This is a genomic window from Bacteroides cellulosilyticus DSM 14838, from assembly GCF_000158035.1.
GTDB classification, from domain to species: Bacteria; Bacteroidota; Bacteroidia; order Bacteroidales; family Bacteroidaceae; genus Bacteroides; species Bacteroides cellulosilyticus.
Map to the genome: position 1 here is coordinate 1052517 of NZ_EQ973490.1, position 19755 is coordinate 1072271.

The following is a 19755-nucleotide window of genomic DNA, read 5'->3' on the forward strand; positions in this document are numbered from 1 at the left end:
AAACCCTTTACGGTTTCCAACTCACCGAATAATCTCGATCTTCTTCTCTGAAATAATTCTGTCGATAGACTTTTGCAGCCCGTTTCAGAGAATCTACCCGATATGAATAATTCGAATCCGGCAGAGCCAACGGTTTGAAAAATGAGGAATCAATCCACGTGGCCGGACGGGGTATGGAATCTCCCTCATACAAAGTATATGTTTTTCCGTCTGTTCCCATCAGCACAATCCAAGAATGCCCATTTTTACTATAGTTAGCCCATCTTTCAACACAATCATAAGCTATCGGAATCCCCAACGCCCTCATAACGTTTCCTGTTACTATGCAACGCTGCTCACAACGGGAAAATCTCGCATCTCGCATTGTCAGAACATCCAGTAAATACGGACATTTTGATGAAGCCGAACGGAGTTCTTTATCTACAGCCCTTGCAAGTAAGGCAAAAGCCTGTTTCATATCTGTTACCCCACGAATGCATCCGGCATAGTCTTGTATCAGACTATCCCGCCAGTGCTCAACCAACTGTTCGTCACTAACCCGGTAAGGCAGAATGTACCGGCAAAACATTTCAAAGCTTACCTCTTTGTACCAAGGGGCAGTCTCCCAAACCTGAAATGCCCTGTCTATGTCTTCAATAAGATAAGAACTTTCAATCACTTCAAGATCATAAGACTTCACAAAGTCTTCATCTGAATATCTCACAGAAGTTTCTTTCCAAAGACTATCCAAGAAATCACGACTAAAAGGTTTTAACCGCATTCTCAACTTCTGTTTATAGAAATCCGTTGCCGATCCTTGATTAGAAAAATGCCCTACCATATTTTCAATCAAAAAACAGGCGGCTTCATATCTTAATGAATCATTCTGATAATATAACAGTACCTTTTCCAACTCATTACAGTTGTTTCCTGATTTTTTTAATGCATAATTAACACCTTGAGAGACACCATTCAAGTGACTATTGCAGGAAACAATTACAAAAAAAAGAGAAATAAATGCTATATAATTTGATATGCGGTTCATTGTTTACACAGATTTATAAAACGATACTCTATTTCAGATTTGCCACCAATAATTCATAATCTTCAACAAGTCCTATCGCATACATTATACTATCATCGGCAGAAACACACAATGCCGTCAAGTCAGTATTACATGTATATATTTTCAGCAAATCCCCATTCCAATCATATACGCGAATTACATTTCCTGTAAAAGCAGATAGCCCAGATTCTCTAGTTGACTTTCCTGATAGCAATGCATAAACATACCTATCTGTTACTGCAACATCAATAAAACCTAATATATTACTCCTGCTCATAGCTGAAGCATAAGAATTATTGCCCAATTCCGGTTTATATGTCGGATAGCAATCAACATGCGATTTCAACAACTCAATATTAGCAAGGGAAAGTTTGTAAAATGATATAATCGGTGACATAAAAATAGCATGAACCAAAGAATTCCCCTTAGGTGATATAATTATTTTCCCTTGATACGCCATAGCTCTCGCCAATTCCGGAACATTTCTTTCTGCTTCATCTCTATATGGCTGCTCTCCTATCGTATCTACGGCAGTCCCTTTTATGTCCAAAATATGAAACAACCCCTTTTCATAAGGGCCTATCCCAACGAATGTATTGAAAGCAGTCGGAACAAGCCTATAATGTATAGACTCATAGCGAACATTCTTATTTAATAGAATTCTATCTTTTAAAAATATTATATCATTAAAAGTTCTCAATCTACGATCATAAAAACCACAGTTATTATTTATATGATAGAAATTATCAAAATGCAGAAACTCTCCAGGACCTTGTCCTATCTGACCAACATCCTTAGATGTTAATTTATTCAAGTTTACCCAATGAAACAAGGAGTCAGCCTGACGGTCTGCTATCAACAAATTTGAGTCAACTAGCAACATTTCAGTAGCCTTTCCAATCATGAGACCATCAACAAACAAAGTTTCAAACTCTAACTTTGTTTCCTTTACTTCAGTTTTCACCTTATCTGAACATGATATAAAAGCACTTAATAGTACTAATAGAAGGAATAGTCCTGCTTTCATTATTCTTTATTATTTAAAAAGCCTATTTAAATTTTCCTCATAAACATTCAACACATTAATTCAAAATTACTTCTATAATCATTCAACATCTCTATTCGTTTAGTATTTCATTATCTCACTTATAAAAACAGGAAACAATCTAAAATCAACCTCCGTTACACCACGAATATATCCAATATAACTTTGTATCAGACTATCTCGCCAGTCCTTGACTAGAAAAATGCCCTAACATATTTTCAATCAAAAAACAAGCAGCTTCATATATCTAATGTTACATGAGGGTCACCTGGCATTTCCCGTTATACGAAGTTGAATAGGAGAAAATTTCGCATTACAAAATACTGTTATCGTTTTATCAAAATATTCTGGATTATCAGCTTTATAGCCCACCTCTAACTTTATATCCTTACCTGATGGCACAGGTTCTTTTGAATAGCCCACAGACACACAGCCACAAGAAGTATTTACGTCTTCTATGACTAAAGGTTTGTCACCTATATTGGTCAAAACAAATATGGTCTTTTGTTCTTTTTGCCATGCAAAATCACCAAGAAACACAGAAGCTTTATCAACTTTGACCTTTGTTTCAATAGCCTTATTCTTCGTATTACTCACCACTTCCTTTCCCTGAATAATGCTCAAATATAGTTCTTTTACATTCGAATTATGTATAGGATTACCAATTGCAGTAACATGGCTATTGGAATCTAACAGGAAAGTTTGCAGTTGCATTTCTTTAGGAAATCTGTTCAGCCTGTCAAAACTGCTGTGTTCATCAATATACACAGGATAATCAAATCCTGTTTTTTTAAGAAAGTGAATTAAATCTTTCTTCTTGTTTGACTGAAATACAAAAACAAAAGGAACAGATCCATTTGATATAGAATCTACCACATATATAAATTCGCTCCACTTAGGTAACTCTAATTTACAACTCATACATCCTGTTGAATCAATATAACTAAGAATCGCATATTTTCCTTTTTGCAAATGCACCTTTCGCTCATTATATTTCCTACTATAACTAACGAAGGATGTATCTTTTGGGAAAATAATCTCACGACTCTGCCAATATGAAACAACTTGCGCCATCTTCTTTCTTTCCGAATCTTCACAAGAGCAGATAAAGAATATCACAATAACATAAATAAGCTTTTTCATTTACGTAAATAATATTTCAGAATTACAGGATTATCATCTTCATTTAACCGCTCCATTTTAGATATTTCCTCGGGCGACATCAAACGAGTATCCACCAGCCTCGATACATAATAAGGATCCGCAATAGACATTAATACATTATCAACAATGCCAAAGCAAGGTTGCATTATAAAAGGCTTTCCTTCATTCAATAGAAATCCCTTCTTCTTCTTCCTATTATAAATATAATTTCCTCCAAAACCTGTTTTACCTTTGGCAAAATAGATGTAAACATAATCATCATTAAAAAATTTCACCAAAGGAACTACAAATGCAGATTCCCGTATAAATTGAGCTCTTTGTCTTATTTCTTTTGACAATTTATTCCTTTCACTATCTGTCTTTGTTTTTTCTGTTCCCGTCCTTTTTCCTACTGCTACTCCAGGCAATCCTTTTTCTTTTATTTCAGAATCACCAAAGTCAAGATAAATAATAGGGATTAACTCTTTCTTTTTCTCATCTATTTGATAGAAGTTATAATTAACGCCTCTGGGAACAAAATACAAATTATCATCATTTTTGTAAAAGCATTCTCTATCCATTGTATTATCAGAAGAGATTGTTCCACTATAATTGGCGACTTCCACTTGCTGTGTCTTCAAATTTGCAAAAGTAACCTCTTGATCCGTCCAAATTGATGGAACCGTAAACACATAATCATCAGCACTTAAAGCCATAAGAGCATCAAAATAGAACTCTGTCTTTATTGTTCTTTTAGCTATCAACTCAAATGTAGGGCTATAAGTATATATCATACCATAAGGGCTTAGTAAATCAATACCTTTCAAATAAGGGTTGAATTTAATATCTACCGCCATATGATATTCCTGTGGTCCTTCGCCTTTCATTTTTCTTGAACTGCCAATAAATTCTCCCTTTCCAGAAAATGTTTGTACCACTTGCTTTTTACCATATATAGCATAAATATCCATATTCTTATCATATATCGTCTTCTTATAACCACTTATTAAAGAAGAGTCTGTCGTTTCTAAAGGTACGATTTCAATTTTCTCAATGAATAATGAAGCATCAGAGGTTACTTTGTGCACTTCAACAGGGATTCTTTCAATATCAACAGCCATTTTTGAATGCTCAGATGAACATGCACAAAAAATCAACATCAAAACTATTTTCAAAATTTTACTCATAACACAAAAATTATAAGTTTGCATCAAAAGCTTCAAACGCTCCCAATTTTTTCTTTCATTACAAGCTGTATAAAAGGAATGATTTGAGTAGAAACTTTCGATACAAACTCTATTAATTACATACAAGGAGAAAGGCACGAATCCGACATATAACCGCTAAACTTACAATCATCATAATGGATAAACCAGCTCACATAGCAATCTCCTGATGTAGTCCAACAAGTTCCACCATAGTCATCACAGGTTATTTCAACTTCTGGCAATTCATATCTAGCTAAGGCCTCTATATTAGCTAAAGCTAAATCAGAAATGAAGTCATTTTTCTGATTAGAATAAACTCCATATCCCGCAATTGCCACAAATATTGCAACAAAAGCAATTTTCGTAAACTTCTTCATTTTTACATTGTTTAAAATGAGAATTCATTTTTATAATTAATATTAAGCACATATATTGTGCAGTCGAGATTTAAGATACAGCATATCTTATAGGAATATTGTTCACACTGCACTATCGTCACAGCTGAAACCAGTTTCCGTTTTTGCTTAAAAATACATATCTTTGCCAGGCTTCTAATTTTTAGGGGTTACGGAGCATTCGGTATTCTATTGCACCAACAAGTCGTTTATCGTCTGCTCCTTTTATAATTTAACTATCACTTTACATGCAGTTGATGCTGTATTCTAATATCGGTTCATCCTTATTCACATCCGTAGCTATTATAATGCTCTTCTGCTCATCTACTGAAATTCCATGAACATAGTGATCAAGCACATATTTCCGAAGCGGTTTAGCCTCCAGGCTGAATACATAAATATATTTTCCACCATCCGGTAAATTAATACCTTGCCGTGCTTTCTGCGCAATATCTTTAAATGCACGTCCTTGAAAGACAACATAAATAGCAGTATCGGTCACTTGTACATCGCTAAACCCCATGATACCGGTCGGTATGCCATAACCTTGGGAAATCTGAAACTCCGGTTCGCCATTAGGCCCAATACAAGCTATATGCGTACTATCCTTCAAATTATATATTTCAAGCACTTCTCCCAGTTGAGTAGCCGCCACAAGTATTCCATTATGAGGATTGTAATCAATGAAACTCCGCCATGCCTGCGCTAAAGCAGGACGGGCACTCTCCAAAGCATCCTCATTGGTAGTGGGAATATTCCCTACTTTACGAAGTAATTTACCCTGCCGACTTACCAAACAGAAGCGGCTATCGCCCGAATAATCAGGAATGATAAAAGTGGAATCGTCATATTGCACAAAGTCCAGTGCCCGAAGTAGTTCTTCATCCAGGCTCACTACCTCCAGACTAAGCAACGAGTCACTGGATGAAGCAAAACCGAACCGAGTTAATTCAGACTTATTGGAATCAAGTGTCCATAAAAACTGCCCATTCCATCGGAAATTTTCAGCAGAAAGTATTTCTTCCGGAGCATCTCCCCGCTTGCCAAAAGAGGTCAGGTATTGGAAATCCGGATAACGGAAAGCATGAAAGAAGTATTCTGTGGCATGCAAATCCATCACTACAACTTTATCACCCTGCACATGTACCCGGAAAGGATAGCGGAATAGAATACTATCCTGCGGAATCACCCTCGCCTTCAGTTCAATAGTTCGCGGAAAGTCCACATAAGCGACATTTGTCTTCTGCACTTCTTGCCGGCAAGAAGAAAGCGAAAAAGAGAACAAGCTAATGAGGCAGGCTATAATAAACAAGCACATGAGCAACTTCAGTATTATTAAAGGGACAAACTATAGAACCTGAACCTATACAATCTCCGCCATCTGCTGCTTCGCCGGCAGCCAAAGCTTCCACATTATCTAATAATAGAGTGTCCAAATTCTCAGGTTGCCGACTTTTACTATATCCTAAGGCCACAACAACCAAGATCATAGCAATTCCGATAAATTTCATTTTGTTTCTCATAGTTCCTTTACATTTTATATTGTTTAATGCAAGTAAAGGTAGGAAACGTTGTATAGAAGAAGGTGGAAATTTTATCGTTTTCTTTCCCACCATGCCGTGACAAAAATATCACGCCTTATTTTCAGGCAATTATCCTTTCGCGTGTTCTTGTTTAGGGATTACCATCTGGCATGCTTTCTTTCCCGGAAGCGATAGAAAATCCACCTTATTATCAAATAACTCCCGTAAATTCCGAATTGCATTCCGGCGTCGCTCTCCTAAACCGGCACTATCCAAAGACCAACCACACACCTTGGCTATCTCATCGTATGTAAGAAAGTGGTCAGGAGCCGTCAGAAAAGCATAAAGCAACTTACTATTCTGTAAAGAACAAGGTTTCTCAATACCCTGGCAGGTCAATGTATGCTTTAGTATATTAAAAACATATTCTCCAATCTGATAGGTATCCTGAACCGATGTACCGGTAGCTCTCCTTTTTCGCAGTTTCAGTATCATAAACCAGACTAGTAAACTAAAAAACAGAATAAGCCAAACACAAGATAACAGCAAAACCCAAGTGGAGGTCCAATCAACACTTTGCCAAAAAGCGGGTAACAGGTATGCTGTCAGCACCGTGGTATACATGCAGTCCAAATAATAAGTCCCCAGTTCATTTTGCGGGAAACAAATAGTGCTATCTCCCAAGTATGATTCTTGTGCGGCATCTTCTCCCAACGGGGTTCTCTTCAAAAATAAAGTTGACGAAACACCATTTTGACTATTTTTTATTCTTTCTTGCCAATTATCGTAAATCCGTTCCAAGGGAAAACTATCTAAAGAAAACAAAACGTCAACCTTGGCGCCCATCACCTCCAATGAATACAAAGCTTGAGTCTCTTTCACTGAATCAATCATCACTTCAAACATTCCTTTTTCGGTAACAGACAGCCTTTTAGTATGTTTCTTCTCTCCAAAGAACCTCGAATAAGGAATCTTCATTCTTTCAAACTCCCTGTCCAATTCCAGCTCCACCGCCTCGCATAAATTCTCCTTTGCAACTTCTTTCACAGCTGCCTTCCCTTGCCTGGCACTGTGGCATACAGCTACGCACCACAACAATGCCATGCAAGCCAAAGCGGCAATCCATCCACATAGTATCGACCTATACAGTTTTTTATTCATCGCCATTTCTATCAAGTTTACTTCTGCTACAAAATTAACAAATAACATCAATTACATCCAACGATGTATACTTTTAATCTAATAAATTATGCACTTGCTTTTTCTGTTATAAACTAAACTTATCCTCCACCCTTGCATGAGTGCACTTCGTATCGCTACTTGAAACACGGCGTATCAATATGCTAAACAAAATATTTTGGATCATCAGAATAAAGTATTTTACAGACAAAAAAACAAATAGTCGGCTCTATGAACTAACTATTTAGTCCACAGTAACGGATCTACATATTCTGCAAGTCAGTTCTATATGTCCTGCGCATTGGATATATAGATCCTACATATTACTTGTTTTTTCTGTCGTAGAATAATTGTGCGCATTACCATTTATACGCCAAGTTACTATTTACATGCTACATAGAAAAAAAACGCAAAAATTTTGGCAGTTTCAAAAAAAGCTGTATCTTTGCACCCGCAAACAGGAAATGATGGCGGGATAGCTCAGCTGGTTAGAGCGCATGATTCATAATCATGAGGTCCCCGGTTCAATCCCGGGTCCCGCTACAAGATTAAGATTTAGACTGTTAGGAGGCTTCCACTCTTGGCGGTCTTTTTTGTTTTTTACCCTCGGTTTGCGCTATGGTTTACAAGGATCAACGTAAAAACGGATGGATCAATGTAAAAGCCAGCCTCAAATTTAATGTAGCAAGGTTCAACAGATTACCCTTCCACACCTCTGCATCCCCTCTATTCATCCGCCTTATCGGGTGGAAAGGTATAATCTACGTATTTTCCACAACATAACAGATAAGCATTTTCCTATTACAATACGCCATATACTACGCCAATTATAGAATACATTATACTGTTTTGCATAAGGCTTGACATTGCTTTACATAAAGCATGTCAATCGTTTGACTATAGTCAGTAAGTTGTTTGATTATAATCCGCAAGCTTACTGACTATAGTCAGCAGACTTACTGAAGGTAGTCAACATCAAATAATTCCTATAGCAAAACGAATGAATACTATATCCACATATTGCCTTCACCGCACCCGTTTCTACCCCTTCCATCCGTTAAGGCCGATGAACAGAGGGATGCAGGACAGCCGTTCATTCGAAAAGTTCATAGCTATTGCTGGAAAATTAAAGGTTACATATTGAAAAAGCACCTCCATTTTTGATGCCATAAAGCTTTTTACCTATCTTTGCAATGATCGAAAAAGAAACCAAACTCGTTCAACACGTCATATATAAAGCCTTTAAAGGCAAGACAAGAATACAAACTTTTTTCTATATGCAATAGAGTTATGCGCGAGGGATTATTTGTTATCAGCCGTGGCATCGGCCAAGTGATGTTCCAAAACAATGCATTTTCAGGTATATTAATGCTATCAGGAATTCTGTACAGTTCCTGGCAATTGGCTTTATTAGCTATTATTGGCAATATAATAAGTACTGCAACTGCCTGGATTTGCAGCTACAGCCGTGAGGATATAAAAAATGGACTATACGGATTCAATGGTACTTTAGTAGGTATCGCCATCGGAGTATTTATAGAGATAACATGGCTATCAATGTTGCTTCTGCTAATAACTTCCGCCCTATCCACCTGGATCACTTATCTCTTCAGCCTTCAGCATCGTTTATCCGGATATACGGCTCCCTTTATTTTATCTGTATGGATATTACTGGTTGGATGTCACTGGATATTTCCTTCATTATTATTATCCACCACACCTGTTGGGGCAGAGCCATCCTCTGATTTCCTCCGCGCTTTCTGTTTGAATATAGGTCAAGTAATGTTTCAGGGGAATAGTATATCAGGATTATTCTTTCTGATTGCCATTGCAGTTAATTCCCGCATCAATACTTTCTATACTGCTTTAGGTTCCATCCTTCCAATAGTTGTGGCTGTGCTAAGCGGTATGGATCATGCCATACTAAATGCCGGATTGATCGGTTATAACGGTGTATTGTGCGCCATTGCTTTGGGTGATAAAACAATACGTTCCGGAGTATGGTGTGTATGTTCCATCCTTATATCCATTTTATTACAATGGCTGGGTATGCATTGGGGAATTACAACCCTGACTGCCCCTTTTGTCTTTTCCGTATGGATAACCATTATATTAAAGAGAAGCCTGGAGAAAACTGTATAGTATATCGTAAAAAAGGAAGAAGGACACCAAAGTTAATGGTATCCTTCCTTCTATCAATCAATCATAGTCATACAAAAACTATTTCAACTTTAAATTACTTCTTACAGCCGCAGCAGCGGGCTCACTCGGTGCAACGGATTTCCGGGTGCAATAATCAAATTCGGCTGATTTATCACCGCTGAATGACTTCCATTTCAGTTTCAACTTAACAGTTTTACCCTCCGTATCAGGCAATTCATCCAACTTAAAGGCAACCAAGCCATCATCCGTTTTTCCATACGTATCACCGTACGCATTATGCCGGAACTCCACTTCATAAGGATTATCCGGATTTTGTCCTAACAATAAGTTTACAAAATGTTTCTGCGAACCTCCCCATACAGTTCTGAAACGGAGTGTCAGATAGCCATCTTCTGCAAGAGTCACCCAGTCATTTACTATTTCCACAGGATCTGTACCATATATTTTATCATTTTCTTCTCCCAGATCCGGAGCGATAGGCTTTGTCAAGATACTATCTATCCAGTTGATGTGCACTGCTTTCGTGTATTCACCACTGGCTTCGTCCACTTCACTGTAATTCATCAATGCTCTGACCTCTTTATCTCCAAAAGGAGAGGTTTTCACATTGGTCGGTAATAAGGTCGTCTTATCATCCAACTGCAAGAAAAATGCTCCATCGGCAGCTTCCTTCACTGTCACAAGGGCATTAGGATACCTCAGGTAATAAGCGTTATTGTCGTCGTCGTCCAGGCAGGACTGAAAACCTATAGAAGTGGCTACTACTGTTGCCACGGCAAGTGCTTTACTAAATACTGAATTAATTTTCATAATGTACTTCCTCTAATTAAATATTCAAAATAACTTCTTTGTATTAGAGAAATAACAAATTAGAAAAAAGACTGCATAGCATATTGTTAATTAACAATAATGTCTATTATTTCCAAATCATCCGGCACGTGTACCACACCGGAAAATCCCTGAGCAGCTTCTTCCGTATAACACGCTTTACGCGTATTCAGCGTCTTATCTTCCGTATGATATAACAACAGATTCTTCACTTTTAGTTCTTCCGCCAGCTTCCCGGCATCCAGTGCCGTACTATGGTGTTTCTCATAAGGTTTGAATATATCACGGTCTTTATACAGACAGAAAGCCTCGCACAACAACCAGTCAGCCCCTTCCACATAGGGACGATTCTTCTCATTATAAGGTTCATCTCCAAGACAAACCAGCGATTGGCCATTCGGCAATGTGGTACGAAAACCATATTGTTTCTCTTTGGTCGATCCTATATCAAAAGATTGTAGTTTTAACTCCCCTGCTTTAAATCTCTCTCCGTCCTTAACCTCACAAAGTTCAATGCCATTTCCCAAATACTGTACAATTTTCTTAGGTAACGTCATCCGGCAGATCCAATCCAGAACTTGTAATACTTTATCATGTCCATACAGCCGGAAGACTCCTGCATATCTCCCACTTTGCATCTGCTGTGCTACCATCCGGATTACCCATACCGCACCCAATATATGATCCGTATGAGCATGTGTCACAAACATATCATGAATACGCTCAATGGCGATACCGGCTTTCTCCAACTGAACCAATATTCCATTCCCTCCACCGGCATCCACAAGCAGCACATTTTCAGCTGTCCGGATTGCGAAACAAGTATTATAGCATCTGGTAACGCCTGCATTACCTGTACCTAACATAATAATCTGAGTATCCTTCATCCTCTTAATTCTATAATTACGAAATCTGAGCCACAAAGATAAACAGAATATGCCATTCTATAAGGAAAGATCAAAACTCTCCTTATAGAATGGCATATTTATAACAGTATAGTAAAGTATATAATTACTTACTGAAATCTCTTGGAGCCGGAACAGGCGGCAATGGTTTACGGTTCTGCAACTCCTTCATTACTTCTTCGATAGCCTTATTGAGCTGTTCGTCTTCACCGTTCCATTCCTTCACCGGATCGTTATCAATCAAGATATCCGGATCGACACCATGATTTTCAATAATCCACTGGCCTGTTTTCGCATCATAACTGGTGAAGAAAGGAACACGGATATCCGTACCGTCCATATAAGGCAACGGTCCGCTGATACCTACAATACCACCCCAGGTGCGGGTACCGATTAGTTTACCAAGTCCCAGTGCACGGAAGCCCCACGGGAAGAGATCACCATCAGAAGCAGAATATTTATTAATCAAACAAACCTTCGGCCCCACTTGTACAGCATCGGGTATAGTGCCGACACGCTTCGTACCACGTCCCATCGTCAAGCGGTAAGGTTCGCGAGACAAGCGTTCCAGAATCATAGGAGATACATTACCGCCACCATTAGCACGGTCGTCTATAATCAGACCTTCCTTGTCGAGCTGCGGATAGAAATAACGGGAGAACTCGTTCAGACCCTCTGGACCCATATCAGGAATATAGATATAACCAATACGTCCATTGGATGCCTTTTCCACCTTCTTCAGGTTATCCTGTACCCAGTTATACTGATAAAGAGGATACTCATTTTCCAGCGGACTGATGACAATCTTTCTTGCACCTGCCAATTGCGGTTTGCTGTTCAGCGAGATTTCTGTCGGTACATCAGCCTTTCCTACCAGTAAAGCATAGATATTCTTCACCGTATTCGTCGGTATACCGTCAATGGCAACAATGTATTCCCCGGCCTTAGCCTCAATACCCGGTTCAGTAAGCGGAGAGCGCAGTTCCTTACTCCAGGAAGCACCGGGAAGTATCTTATCCAAACGGAAGAAACCACTCTTATCTGCCGATACCTCAGCACCCAGCAAACCAGTCTTGATACGTGCCGGTTTATCCGTTTCACCCGGATTGACGTATGCGTGCCCGCAGTTAAGCTCACCAATCATCTCTCCAATGATATAGTTTAGGTCGAGACGCGTCTTTGCATAAGGCAGCAGAACAGAATATTTCTGTTTGATTGCTTTCCAATCCACACCATGCATATTCTCCAGATAAAAGCCATCACGATAAGCACGCCAAGCCTCATCAAAGATTTGCGCCCACTCCTTGGGATAATCTATCGTAATGGACATATTATCCATATTGACAGGTGTACTCAGATTAGCCGCTCCTTCCGGTATAGCGGTTACATAAAGCTTGTTGTCCTTGTAGAACAAAGCCTTTTGACTACCCGGAGTAACCGTCATCATAGCACCATCGGCAACCGTTTCTTCTTTCTGACCTTCAAGATCGAAGAACTTCGTTCCGCCATTGCCCCAGTAATATACTTTCTTTCCGTTTGAATAGAAATTAGTATAATAAGAAGCCGACAATGGAAGCTTGATGATACGGTCAGTGATACCTTCCGGATCAAACTTGACGAGTGACGCAGAAGCAGTTTCCTGTTTCGCGTCTTTCTTTCCGGCAGTCTTTTCAGTAGCCTTCGGGGCCTCACTCTCACTGTCGTTCTTCATTCCGGCATCTTTCTGTATAAAAGGTGACGGGGTATCTTTCGAGAGCAAAGCAAGATAAACTCCATACATATTATTATAGACATGGTTCCATTCCAACCAGCCGTATGTAGGGTTGAAATCGCGGGCAGATGAGAAAATCAGATACTTACCATCCGTACTGAATACCGGTGAAGAAGAATTATACCACTTGTCCGTCACCGGATATTCCTTCTTTCCGGCAATATCATAGACATATACAACAGTTATTTCATTATCTGCATCACGGGTATAAGTCAGCCATTTGCTATCCGGTGAAAAAGTCACATCCTGCGGTTCCCCCATCGGGTCTTGTAATAACATAGTCACCTGTCGTGAAGCTACATCCAGCAGATTGATACGATTTTGACGGTCGGTATAAACAATCTTCTTACTGTCCGGACTCCATTCGAAAGAGCGGATATACGTATCATTATTCTTGGTCAGCTGCACCGGATTACCTTCTACTGCATCCTGAAGATAAAGTTCTGTCTCTCCGGTAGCATCCGAGATATAAGCAATGCATTTTCCATCAGGAGACCATTGTGCATCACGTTCGTGGGCACCCGGAGTGCGGGTTATATTTTTCGTCACACCCTTGGTCGAGGGCAGATTAAAGACCTCTCCGCGAGCAGTCACCACTACCCGTTCTCCATCGGGAGATGCACTGGCGGCTGTCAGATATTTAGCTCCATTCTTTATGGCGCTGCGTGCATAGATATTATCCGAAGCAAGACTGATATTGACTTTCTCGGGCTGACGGGTGGCAGCATCCATCTTATAGATATATCCGCCATTCTCAAACACAATGGTATTGCCGGAAGCACTCGGGAACTTTACATCATATTCGGTAAAGTTAGTAACCTTCGACGTCTGTTTGGTCTTCGTATTATAAACAAAGATATTCATGGTGCGGTCACGGTCGGAAAGGAAAAATATATCATCGCCGATCCACATGGGGAAGATATCCTGAGCAACATTATTCGTTATATTTTCCACTGATTTCTTTGCCGGATCGTATATCCAGACATCATCCGCCATACCGCCTTTATAATACTTCCAAGTACGGAATTCACGCATGGTACGGTTGTAAGCCAGTCGCTTGCCGTCGGGAGAATAACTACAGAATCCACCCTCGGGCAAAGGGATAATTTCGGGCATACCACCCTCTTGATTGACAGAATAAAGCTTACCGGCAAAACCGTCACTGATACGGTTACGATAAATGATCTGTTTACCATCCGGTGTCCAGGTCATCACAATATTGTTAGGTCCCATACGATCGCCCAGGTCATCACGGGAATTCGTTGCAGTATACGTCAGGCGTTGCGGTTCTCCACCAGCTGCCGGGATGGTGTATACTTCCGTATTTCCATCATACTGACCGGTAAAAGCAATCGTTTTGCCATCGGGTGAAAAACGAGGGAACATTTCGTAACCCACATGCGAAGTCAGGCGCTGCGCTTCTCCTCCAGTGACAGGCACTCTATACAAATCGCCTGCATACGAGAAAACAATCTCGTTCCCGTTCGTTGCCGGAAAACGCAATAAACGCGCTTCATCTGCTGCCGAAAGACAGACAGATACACCTACAAGGGCAAATAAGGATAAAAGTAATTTCTTATTCATACTCTTAAAAATTAATTGACTTACAAAAGTATGAAAAGAAAAAGATAGTACAAATTTATAGAACGAATTTGTTGACAGAATTATTCTTTTCCATTAACAAATTCTCCGGGTTTGATACCGAATTGCTTTTGGAAACATTTGGCAAAATAAGATGGATTATTAAAACCTACCATATAGCAAATCTCATTGATCCGGTATTTATTCTCTGAAAGCAAGGCAGCAGCTTTCTTTAACCTCACAATCTGAATCAGTTCATTCGGAGTAACATTAGCCAGCGTTTTTATCTTGGCAAATAATCCGGAACGACTGATGCAAAGTTCTTCTGCCAGAAAATCAACAGACAGTTCCGAATTTGAGAAGTTTTGCTCTATAATCTCATTGATACGGGTAAGGAATTTATTATCCATAGAGTTATTGGCAATACTGTTCAACGGTACCAATGGCATTTTAGAGAATTTCTGACGCAACAAATTACGCAGATCAAGCAGATTCTTAATACATGCTTCCAGATACTGCACCGAGAAAGGCTTTTCAATATAAGCATCCGCCCCGCAGTCCATACCTTCTATCTTTGAATTCGTATCCGTTTTAGCTGTCAGCAAAATAAACGGTATATGACTGATGGCCTGATCGGCACGCAAAGCCTTGCAAAGTTCCACTCCATCCATGCGCGGCATCATCCAGTCGCTCACAATCAGGGTCACATCATTCTCTTTCAACTTTTCTAAAGCCTCTATCCCATCTTCAGCCGTAAGAATAGAGTATTGATTAGAGAAATTGCCGGAAAGGAAGTTCAGCATTTCTTCGTTATCATCCACAATCAGCATGACCGGTTTATCCTTAGAGACCGCCGCCGGTAAGCTTTCCGACAAAATATCCTCGGGAATTGCCGGATTCAATCCATTCGTTTCCCCTTCCTGAATTGCTTCCTGACTTTGTTCGATGGGCAATGTTACTATAAAGGACGATCCTTTATTGACTTCAGACTCCACTTCTATGCAGCCATTATGAGACTCCACAATGCTTTTCACAATACTCAGTCCAATACCTGTACCGGGTTTATTGTCCATGGCCTGATAGAAAGGTTTGAAAATCTTCTTCTGATCCTCCTTACTTATACCGATTCCATTATCCGTTACCCTGATTACAAATGTATGCTGTTCCGGTTGCACCACACACGAAAGGATAACTTCATCTTTTGTATACTTACTTGCATTCGTCAGCAAATTACTGATAAGCTTTGTAACTGCCTCGCTATCCACCATAGCCGTAAAATTCGCATCGGGATACTCCACCGTAAGATGGGCACCATGTTGGGTAATGAAAGGATTAAACCGTTCACAAACAGCCTCCAGCAATTGACGAATATTCTGTGAGGTGTATTTCATGGTCATCCCCTCCTGTTCCACTTTGCGGAAGTCCAACAACTGATTTACCAGGAACAATAATCTCTGACTATTACGGTCTATAATATTAAGGTCATCACGCAGCATCGCCGGCATAGGTATGGATGATCTCATAATCTTTTCCAACGGACCAATGATAAGCGAAACCGGAGTACGGATTTCATGAGCTATCATTGTGAAAAACTTAATCTTAGCCTCATGCACCTCTTTCTCTTTATTCACATTCAGTTGCTTAATTTCTGCTGTATGTTTCTTTTCACTCCTTTTCAGCAGAAAGCGGATGAAGAAAGTCAATGCCACACACAGCAACAGGAAATAAAGCAATTTGGCCGGTAGACTCCAATAGAAAGGCGGATGAATAACTATTTTCAGGCTTGCTTCCTGCTCGCTCCAGATACCATCGTTGTTAGTAGCTTTCACCTTAAAAGTATAGGTTCCGGCAGGCAGATTGGTATAAGTAGCCTTATTTTGAGAACCTACATAATTCCATTCTTTATCAAAACCCTCCAGTTTATAGGCATACTGATTCTTTTCGGGCGTACAATAGCTCAATGAAGCATAAAGCAAGCTGAAGACATGATCTTTATAAGATAATTCCAACTGTTCCATATGGTTCAGAGCCTTCGGCAACAACTTATCACCTATCCGGATCTCTTTATTGAATACTTCCAGTCCCGTAATAATTACCGGAGGGAGTACCTTGTTCGTTTTAATCTGATAAGGATAGAAAGCATTAAACCCATTTACAGAACCAATGTAGATTTTCCCATCGGAAGCTTTCAAAGCAGCATTCACCAGAAACTGCTCACTTTGCAATCCGTCGCTTCGTGTAAATACCTGACAACTTTCTCCGGGAACATATCGCACCAGCCCTTTTGTAGTAGTCAGCCATAAGACACGCTGATCTTCAATAATAGCACAAATATTACGGCTTGGAATATCCAATGGAATTAATTCAAATTGGTCTTTCTTTGCATTGTATTTGCAAAGTCCGTTCATCGTTCCAATCCACATTTCCCCATTTCCATCTATCAATACACAATTCACCTGATCATTAATCAATGCACCGGGGGCACTGCTATGTACATAATTCGTCCATTCCTGCTTATCCGGATCATACTTGAACAGCCCGTTTCCCTGAGAAGAGAACCAGATATTTCCATCGGCATCCTGATCTATGTCCATGATCCAGGAACCAAGATCTCTTATTCGGGTAAAGTTATCCTCTTCCCTGTTATACAAGTTTACTCCCGACATGGAAGTTACCCAAATACGTGCTTCACGGTCCTTAAAGATAGCATAAGAACTGCTTCTATCAAGGGTAGTGGGATCTCCCGCTTTAGTTGTATAAATCCTGAATACCCCTGTCTTTGTATTCAACACATTAACTCCCCCCGTATAAGTACCAATCCATAAATCATCACCATCCATACAAAGTGCATGTACGTTATGATAAGAAAGACTATTTCCGTGCTCATCGGGTAGATAATGAGTAAAGTGTTTATCTTTAGGTGAAAAGCAACTCAAACCACCATCATCAGAGGCAATCCAAATATGCCCGTAAGTGTCTTCACAAAAGCGTCCGATAACAGTTCCATTGACAGAATTGGAAAAACGAGAATGAGCAAAGCACTCAAACTGCCCGGTATTGGGTGACAGATAATTCACACCTCCATAGAAAGTTCCTATCCAGATTCCACCTTCACGGTCTTTTACAATAGGATAAACAAAACGATTGGACAAAGAATAAGGATTCGTTTCATCTTCTGTAAATAATTGGTGTTCGCATGTAAGGGTATTAAACAGTAAAAGCCCGTCATCCGAACCTATCAGTAGTTGATGGGGAGCATATTCCATCAAAGAGTGAATATGCGTTGCCCCTTTACCATCCGACGGGTGCAAGTAAGTAGTTGCCTTACCGGTATACCGGTCTATCTTTTGCAAACCGCACTCCCAGGTTCCCAACCAGAGTGCATGTTCAGAATCTTCCAGCATAACCAAAGAGTTGGAATCATACCCACCCGTGTCGTAGGTAATATGGAAAGGCTCAAATTTATTCTCCGCTTTATTCAACTTAGAAACGGTCGGGTTTCCCCAATTAGTAACAGCCCATATTTGATTTTCACTATCAATCAACACGCTGGCCATCAATCCATCAGCATCTTTAAACTCATAACGCTCCAGATAACGTTTGGATACATTATATTTGAAGATTCCCTGACCTACGGTTGAAAACCACAAATTACCATCCCTGTCTTCAGCAATATGATTCACATTGGTTTTAATGCTATCTCCTTTGGCAGTCAGAAGTTTAAACGGCTCGAAGTTCTCTGTTTCATAATCATAAATATAAACTCCGTCCCCTGTTCCTATCCAAATCCTATCTGTAGTATCGTATAAAAATGAAATATAATCATTAACTCCTTCCGGATTCAATCTGTATATTTTAATAGTGGTACCGTCATAACGGTTTAGACCATCATCCGTACCTAACCACATAAAGCCATATTTATCCTGCATAATAGCACGTACAGCGCTGGAGGATAATCCATCTTCTACTGAAAAATGACGAAACCAAAAATCAGTAGAACCGGCAGAAAGCATCAGCGGAACCATAACAGCTACCATCGCAAGGATAATCTTTTTCATTTCTTTACCAGATATTGGTTGAACATAATTCCCAGTACAATCAATATGAGGCCGATATACGTTGTAAACACAATTTGTTCACCCAATATGATTGCAATAAAGAACAAAGACAAGAAAGGAGACAGGTAGCAAAGCTGATTGACCAGTGCCGGATTCGTAGTTTTCCGCATGGCAAGACTGAAAAAGATGAAAGGGATACCCATCTCAAATCCGCCGACATACATTCCTGACAAGATACCGGGCAAAGTATTCAAGTGAACACCCACTATCATTGCGCCAACCAGTAAATATGCCGTACCAAACAAAAAGCTCATAAACAGTGCAACGCTACCATCTGTCCGATCCTTAAATTTATTATTTATCATCCAGTACATAGCCCACAACAAGGCACTCAATGCTGCCAACAACAACCCATGAACAGGTATATCCATGCCACCCGACTGCCCGGTTCCTACAGAAATAAGTACTACTCCACCCAGAGAAATAAACATACCGATATATTTCTTCGGAGGTATGGGCTGACGGGCAAATAGGGCCAGCAAAATTAATAGCACAATAGGCCATGCATAATTGATAGGTTGAGCCACTTGTGCAGGCAGCAAATCATAAGCTTTAAACAACACCAGATAATAAGCCACTGGATTCAGTAAGCCTAATAATGCAAAATATCCCCATTGCCGGGCAGGCAATGCAGACAGTAGTTTCCACTTCTTCTGGAAGGTCAGCAAAAGGGCAAATATAAGTAATGAAGTACAACTGGCTATCAACAACATCTCAAAATGAGTAAGATGCGTCAAAGCAATTTTAAAAGCGGTGGCAACAGTAGACCAACTAAGCACCGCAATACAGGCATAAATGATAGCCCTCGTATTGTTACGACTATTTACATAAGTTGCCCTTGCAAGCATAGC

General features: G+C 39.8%; 14 protein-coding genes and 1 tRNA gene. 2 read left to right on the forward strand and 13 right to left on the reverse strand.

What is annotated here, in order from left to right; translation table 11 throughout:
• Nucleotides 1-7 precede the first annotated feature (7 nt).
• The 8 genes from BACCELL_RS08560 to BACCELL_RS08595 form a co-directional block, all read right to left on the reverse strand.
• Complete coding sequence (locus tag BACCELL_RS08560; protein ID WP_157133895.1) at nucleotides 8-892, reverse strand: hypothetical protein; 885 nt, start codon at nucleotides 890-892, stop codon at nucleotides 8-10.
• A 160-nt stretch (nucleotides 893-1052) separates the two neighbouring features.
• The gene (locus BACCELL_RS08565) at nucleotides 1053-2072 is read right to left on the reverse strand and encodes a BF3164 family lipoprotein (RefSeq protein ID WP_007211311.1); all 1020 of its coding nucleotides are present in this window, start codon (nucleotides 2070-2072) and stop codon (nucleotides 1053-1055) included.
• Nucleotides 2073-2354: 282 nt separating this feature from the next.
• A complete protein-coding gene (locus BACCELL_RS08570) occupies nucleotides 2355-3233 on the reverse strand; it encodes a DUF1573 domain-containing protein (RefSeq protein ID WP_007211312.1) in 879 nt (292 codons plus the stop codon).
• Nucleotides 3230-4420: a 6-bladed beta-propeller gene (locus BACCELL_RS08575; RefSeq protein ID WP_085961925.1), complete on the reverse strand. Its 1191-nt coding sequence runs from the start codon at nucleotides 4418-4420 to the stop codon at nucleotides 3230-3232. Before BACCELL_RS08575 ends, BACCELL_RS08570 begins: the two co-directional genes overlap by 4 nt.
• Nucleotides 4421-4536: 116 nt before the next feature.
• Nucleotides 4537-4818: an NVEALA domain-containing protein gene (locus tag BACCELL_RS08580; RefSeq protein WP_007211314.1), complete on the reverse strand. Its 282-nt coding sequence runs from the start codon at nucleotides 4816-4818 to the stop codon at nucleotides 4537-4539.
• Between the two features lie 262 nt (nucleotides 4819-5080).
• Nucleotides 5081-6154 (reverse strand): BF3164 family lipoprotein, encoded by a 1074-nt coding sequence (locus BACCELL_RS08585; protein ID WP_044153525.1) that lies wholly within the window; start codon nucleotides 6152-6154, stop codon nucleotides 5081-5083.
• Nucleotides 6123-6359: an NVEALA domain-containing protein gene (locus BACCELL_RS08590; protein ID WP_029429197.1), complete on the reverse strand. Its 237-nt coding sequence runs from the start codon at nucleotides 6357-6359 to the stop codon at nucleotides 6123-6125. The genes BACCELL_RS08585 and BACCELL_RS08590 overlap by 32 nt, the downstream gene beginning before the upstream one ends.
• A gap of 129 nt (nucleotides 6360-6488) precedes the next feature.
• Complete coding sequence (locus BACCELL_RS08595; protein WP_033160759.1) at nucleotides 6489-7520, reverse strand: response regulator transcription factor; 1032 nt, start codon at nucleotides 7518-7520, stop codon at nucleotides 6489-6491.
• A gap of 487 nt (nucleotides 7521-8007) precedes the next feature.
• Between BACCELL_RS08595 and BACCELL_RS08600 the strand changes: the two genes are divergently transcribed.
• Nucleotides 8008-8081 (forward strand) — tRNA-Met (locus tag BACCELL_RS08600).
• Nucleotides 8082-8828: 747 nt separating this feature from the next.
• Nucleotides 8829-9680 (forward strand): urea transporter, encoded by an 852-nt coding sequence (locus BACCELL_RS08605; RefSeq protein ID WP_007211319.1) that lies wholly within the window; start codon nucleotides 8829-8831, stop codon nucleotides 9678-9680.
• Nucleotides 9681-9758: 78 nt separating this feature from the next.
• Here the strand turns inward: BACCELL_RS08605 and BACCELL_RS08610 are convergent, their stop codons facing one another.
• From BACCELL_RS08610 to BACCELL_RS08630, 5 genes are all read right to left on the reverse strand, one after another.
• Nucleotides 9759-10511: a NigD1/NigD2 family lipoprotein gene (locus tag BACCELL_RS08610; protein ID WP_007211320.1), complete on the reverse strand. Its 753-nt coding sequence runs from the start codon at nucleotides 10509-10511 to the stop codon at nucleotides 9759-9761.
• Between the two features lie 86 nt (nucleotides 10512-10597).
• Entirely contained in the window at nucleotides 10598-11416 is an 819-nt protein-coding gene (locus BACCELL_RS08615; RefSeq protein WP_007211321.1) for an MBL fold metallo-hydrolase, read from the reverse strand.
• Between the two features lie 124 nt (nucleotides 11417-11540).
• The gene (locus tag BACCELL_RS08620; RefSeq protein WP_007211322.1) at nucleotides 11541-14789 is read right to left on the reverse strand and encodes a S41 family peptidase; all 3249 of its coding nucleotides are present in this window, start codon (nucleotides 14787-14789) and stop codon (nucleotides 11541-11543) included.
• An 80-nt stretch (nucleotides 14790-14869) separates the two neighbouring features.
• The gene (locus BACCELL_RS08625; RefSeq protein ID WP_007211323.1) at nucleotides 14870-18844 is read right to left on the reverse strand and encodes a hybrid sensor histidine kinase/response regulator transcription factor; all 3975 of its coding nucleotides are present in this window, start codon (nucleotides 18842-18844) and stop codon (nucleotides 14870-14872) included.
• Entirely contained in the window at nucleotides 18841-19752 is a 912-nt protein-coding gene (locus BACCELL_RS08630; protein ID WP_007217238.1) for a DMT family transporter, read from the reverse strand. Before BACCELL_RS08630 ends, BACCELL_RS08625 begins: the two co-directional genes overlap by 4 nt.
• Between the last annotated feature and the right edge of the window lie 3 nt (nucleotides 19753-19755).

Coding starts and splice junctions, on each gene's coding strand:
- BACCELL_RS08565 (WP_007211311.1), bottom strand. CDS start 2,072: ATGAAAGCAGGACTATTCCTTCTATTAGTACTATTAAGTGCTTTTATA.
- BACCELL_RS08570 (WP_007211312.1), bottom strand. CDS start 3,233: ATGAAAAAGCTTATTTATGTTATTGTGATATTCTTTATCTGCTCTTGT.
- BACCELL_RS08575 (WP_085961925.1), bottom strand. CDS start 4,420: ATGAGTAAAATTTTGAAAATAGTTTTGATGTTGATTTTTTGTGCATGT.
- BACCELL_RS08580 (WP_007211314.1), bottom strand. CDS start 4,818: ATGAAGAAGTTTACGAAAATTGCTTTTGTTGCAATATTTGTGGCAATT.
- BACCELL_RS08585 (WP_044153525.1), bottom strand. CDS start 6,154: ATGTGCTTGTTTATTATAGCCTGCCTCATTAGCTTGTTCTCTTTTTCG.
- BACCELL_RS08590 (WP_029429197.1), bottom strand. CDS start 6,359: ATGAGAAACAAAATGAAATTTATCGGAATTGCTATGATCTTGGTTGTT.
- BACCELL_RS08595 (WP_033160759.1), bottom strand. CDS start 7,520: ATGAATAAAAAACTGTATAGGTCGATACTATGTGGATGGATTGCCGCT.
- BACCELL_RS08605 (WP_007211319.1), top strand. CDS start 8,829: ATGCGCGAGGGATTATTTGTTATCAGCCGTGGCATCGGCCAAGTGATG.
- BACCELL_RS08610 (WP_007211320.1), bottom strand. CDS start 10,511: ATGAAAATTAATTCAGTATTTAGTAAAGCACTTGCCGTGGCAACAGTA.
- BACCELL_RS08615 (WP_007211321.1), bottom strand. CDS start 11,416: ATGAAGGATACTCAGATTATTATGTTAGGTACAGGTAATGCAGGCGTT.
- BACCELL_RS08620 (WP_007211322.1), bottom strand. CDS start 14,789: ATGAATAAGAAATTACTTTTATCCTTATTTGCCCTTGTAGGTGTATCT.
- BACCELL_RS08625 (WP_007211323.1), bottom strand. CDS start 18,844: ATGAAAAAGATTATCCTTGCGATGGTAGCTGTTATGGTTCCGCTGATG.
- BACCELL_RS08630 (WP_007217238.1), bottom strand. CDS start 19,752: ATGCTTGCAAGGGCAACTTATGTAAATAGTCGTAACAATACGAGGGCT.